Raw genomic sequence first — 3,874 nt, 5'->3', positions numbered from 1 at the left:
TGCCCATACTAACGTCTTTAATTCTGCTTCCTGTTCTGCACTCAAACCGCTTGGGCAGAAGTATTCAGTATCGTCAGAAATGTATTTGGCTTCATAGTCATAGAACTCGCTGGCGGTTTTAATTCTGATTGAAGGCAGAATTTCATCACCCAGAATGCCAACGGTATATTCCGCACCGCTCAGGAAGGCCTCAATCAAGACATCATTGTCGTGGCGAAACGCTTCATCCAGCGCTGCAGGCAAGGCTTCTAACGTGTTCACTCGGCTGATGCCGACACTAGAACCTTCACAGCTTGGTTTCACAAACAGAGGCAACCCGAGCGCATCAATGGCAGCTTGCGTTTGTGCGTCTAAACCCTGCTCCTGCTGCTGACGCGTTAACCAGACGAATTTGCCTGAAGGCAGTCCCCTGCCCTGCCACAGCAATTTGCTGCGCAGTTTATCCATGGTGATCGCCGAAGCCATCACGCCGCTGCCGGTATACGGCAACTGGAGGAACTCCAGCACCGCCTGCAGCGTGCCATCTTCACCGCCGCGACCGTGCAGAGCGATAAAGGTTTTATCAAAGCCCTGCGCTTTAAGATCCAGCACTGACACATCACGGGTATCCACACCGTGCGCATCAATGCCCATCTCACGCAGACCAGCTAACACCGCACTGCCCGACATCAGCGACACTTCACGCTCTGCCGAGGTTCCGCCCATCAGGACGGCGACTTTCTCAGCCATGACGCGCCTCCGTTTTCGCAGCTGGCTGCAACGCAAGCTCAGCCAGTTTGCGGGCGATCTTGCCGATATTGCCGGCGCCCTGCACGATCACCAGATCGTCACCTGACAACAACGGGGCCAGCGCTTCCGGCAACACATCGTGCTCAGAGACCAGAATCGGGTCAACCTTGCCACGATTGCGAATCGCGCGGCACAGTGAACGGCTATCTGCGCCTGGAATCGGCGCTTCACCGGCCGGATAAACATCCAGCATCAGCAATACATCAACCTGTGACAGCACGTTAGCGAAGTCATCGAACAGATCACGAGTTCGCGTGTAACGATGCGGCTGGAATACCATCACCAGTTTTTTCTCTGGCCAGCCGGCACGCGCGGCTTTGATGGTGACATCCACTTCAGTTGGGTGATGGCCGTAATCATCCACCAGCATCGCGCTGCCTGGATTGCCATTGACCGCTGCGGTATCAAATTCGCCCAGCACATCAAAGCGGCGCCCGGTGCCCTGGAAGCTCTCCAGTGCCGCCAGAATCGCGTTATCTTCAATGCCTTCTTCCGTCGCCACTGCAACCGCAGCAGCAGCATTTAAGGCATTGTGACGGCCCGGCGCATTCAGGGTCACTTTCAGCACCGGCTTGTCCTGACGAATCAGGGTAAAGTGCCCCTGCGCGCCACGTTGTTCATAGTTTTCGATACGCACATCGGCGTCATCACTGAAGCCGTAAGTGGTGACCTGACGGCCCACGCGTGGGATCAAATCGCGGATCACCACATCATCTACGCACATCACCGCACGTCCATAGAACGGCAGGTTATGCAGGAAGTTAATGAACGTCTGCTTCAGGTTCTCGAAGTCGCCCTGATAGGTGTCCATATGGTCCGCTTCGATATTGGTGACAATCGCCACCATCGGCTGCAGATGCAGGAACGACGCGTCACTCTCATCCGCTTCCGCAATCAGGTAACGGCTGGTGCCCAAACGCGCATGGGTGCCCGCTGCTTTCACCAGGCCGCCATTGACGAAAGTTGGGTCTAAGCCACCTTCGGCATAAATACTGGTAACCATCGCTGTGGTGGTGGTTTTGCCGTGCGTGCCGGCAACCGCGATGCCATGACGGAAGCGCATCAGCTCAGCCAGCATCTCTGCACGGCGAATCACCGGGATACGCTGCTCGCGTGCCGCGACCAGTTCCGGGTTGTCCTGAGCCACCGCAGTCGACACCACCACCACGCTCGCATCCGTCACATTTTCCGGGCGATGGTTGAAATAAATGGTCGCACCTAATGAGGCCAGATGCTGGGTCACCGGGTTAGGTGCCAGATCCGAACCGCTGATGTGATAACCTTCGTTCGCCAACACCTCGGCAATACCGCCCATGCCAGCACCACCGATGCCGACAAAGTGAATGTGCCGGACGCGACGCATCTCGGGCACAATGGAACGCAGTTTTGCCAATTGTTGTGTATTCATCTGTCTCAATTACCTGTTGATCTCATTTGTACCTGCATTCAGGTACAGCCGGTCAAACCGACCTATTAATTACTTCGCGACGCGTGCCACTTCCTGCGCAACCCGATCGGTTGCATCAGGAATCGCTACCTGGCGGGCTTTCTCAGCCATCGCCAGCAGCGTGGCGCGATCCCAATGGCGCAACGTGTCCGCTACTGCAGTCGCGGTAAATTGCGGCTGCTCGAATATTTTGGCTGCGCCCGCTTGCTCCAGCGGCAACGCATTCCAGTACTGCTGACGGTCTTTGTGCTGAAACGGCACGAAGATCGCCGGTAAACCTGCGGCGGCCACTTCGCTCACCGTCAATGCGCCCGAACGACACACCACTACATCGGCCCAGGCATAGGCTTCCGCCATATCATCGATAAACTCGGTGACCTTGTGCTGCGGCTGTCCGGCATCGCGATAGGCCTGTTGCACCGTCTCCAGCGCGCCTTTGCCGCTTTGATGCCAAATCGTGATGGCATCACCGAGTTCTGCGGCCACTTGCGGCACTGTCTGATTCAGGATACGTGCGCCCTGGCTTCCGCCGACCACCAGCACACGAATCGCACCGCTGCGTCCACTCAATCGTTCAGCAGGCAGTGGCAGTGCCAACACATCAGTTCGCACTGGGTTACCGACCACATCCGCTTTCGGGAAAGCGCCCGGAAACGCCTGCATCACTTTGGTGGCAATTTTCGCCAGCCACTTGTTAGTCAGCCCAGCAATGCCGTTCTGCTCATGCAGCACCACCGGGATACCGCAACTCCAGGCGGCTAATCCGCCTGGGCCGGAAACGTATCCGCCCATGCCGAGCACCACGTCCGGCTGCCAGCGCTTCATGATGCGACGCGCCTGGCGCCATGCATTGAAGATGCGTACCGGTGCCAGTAACTGCGCCTTAACACCTTTGCCGCGCAAACCGCTAATACGGATAAATTCAATTTCGATGCCATGTTTCGGCACCAAATCCGCTTCCATTCGGTCAGCGGTTCCGAGCCAGCGCACCTGCCAGCCCTGTTCGATCAGATGGTGTGCCACCGCCAGACCCGGGAACACATGTCCGCCGGTTCCGCCGGCCATCACCATCAGCCGCTTGCTACTCATCGAGCACCTCGGGTAAACGCCTGCGCTTTTGCCAGACGCGTTTCATAATCAATGCGCAATAAAAACACGATGGCGGTCGACATGATGATCAGACTTGAGCCACCGTAACTGATCAGCGGCAGTGTCAGACCTTTGGTCGGCAGCATACCTGCAGCCGCACCGACGTTAACCAGTGCCTGGAAACTAAACCACACGCCAATTGAGCAAGCGAGGAAGCCAGAAAAGCGCTGATCGATCTCCAGAGCACGGCGACCAATCGACATCGCGCGAAAGGCGACGAAGAATACCATTAACAGCGCCAAAACCACACCGACATAACCCAACTCTTCACCAATGATGGAGAAGATAAAGTCGGTGTGTGCCTCCGGCAGATACTCGAGTTTTTGCACCGAGTTGCCGAGGCCCTGGCCCCAGAATTCACCACGACCGAAGGCCATCAGCGACTGGGTCAGCTGGTAGCCGCTGCCAAACGGATCTTCCCATGGGTTCCAGAAAGAGGTCACACGGCGCATACGATAGGGTTCAGCGATAATCAGCAGCACCACGGCG

Annotated in this window: 4 protein-coding genes; all 4 read right to left on the bottom strand. The window is 56.9% G+C overall.

Going from position 1 to position 3,874, the window contains the following annotated elements:
- A partial coding sequence (locus FT726_RS26340; protein WP_346303749.1) for a D-alanine--D-alanine ligase occupies positions 1-729 on the bottom strand: 729 nt, incomplete at its 3' end.
- Positions 722-2,197 carry a UDP-N-acetylmuramate--L-alanine ligase gene (gene murC, locus FT726_RS26335; protein ID WP_346303748.1) on the bottom strand — a complete coding sequence of 492 codons (1,476 nt, stop codon included), beginning with the start codon at positions 2,195-2,197 and terminating at the stop codon, positions 722-724. The genes murC and FT726_RS26340, both read right to left, overlap by 8 nt.
- A 69-nt stretch (positions 2,198-2,266) precedes the next feature.
- Complete coding sequence (murG, locus tag FT726_RS26330; RefSeq protein ID WP_200574485.1) at positions 2,267-3,325, bottom strand: undecaprenyldiphospho-muramoylpentapeptide beta-N-acetylglucosaminyltransferase; 1,059 nt, start codon at positions 3,323-3,325, stop codon at positions 2,267-2,269.
- A partial coding sequence (locus FT726_RS26325; RefSeq protein WP_346303747.1) for an FtsW/RodA/SpoVE family cell cycle protein occupies positions 3,322-3,874 on the bottom strand: 553 nt, incomplete at its 5' end. The genes FT726_RS26325 and murG, both read right to left, overlap by 4 nt.

Origin of the sequence: Pantoea sp. Morm, from assembly GCF_016643525.1 — a bacterium.
GTDB lineage: Bacteria > Pseudomonadota > Gammaproteobacteria > Enterobacterales > Enterobacteriaceae > Pantoea > Pantoea dispersa.
This window is presented reverse-complemented; position numbering and strand designations above follow the sequence as displayed.

Coding starts and splice junctions, on each gene's coding strand:
- murG (WP_200574485.1), bottom strand. CDS start 3,325: ATGAGTAGCAAGCGGCTGATGGTGATGGCCGGCGGAACCGGCGGACAT.
- murC (WP_346303748.1), bottom strand. CDS start 2,197: ATGAATACACAACAATTGGCAAAACTGCGTTCCATTGTGCCCGAGATG.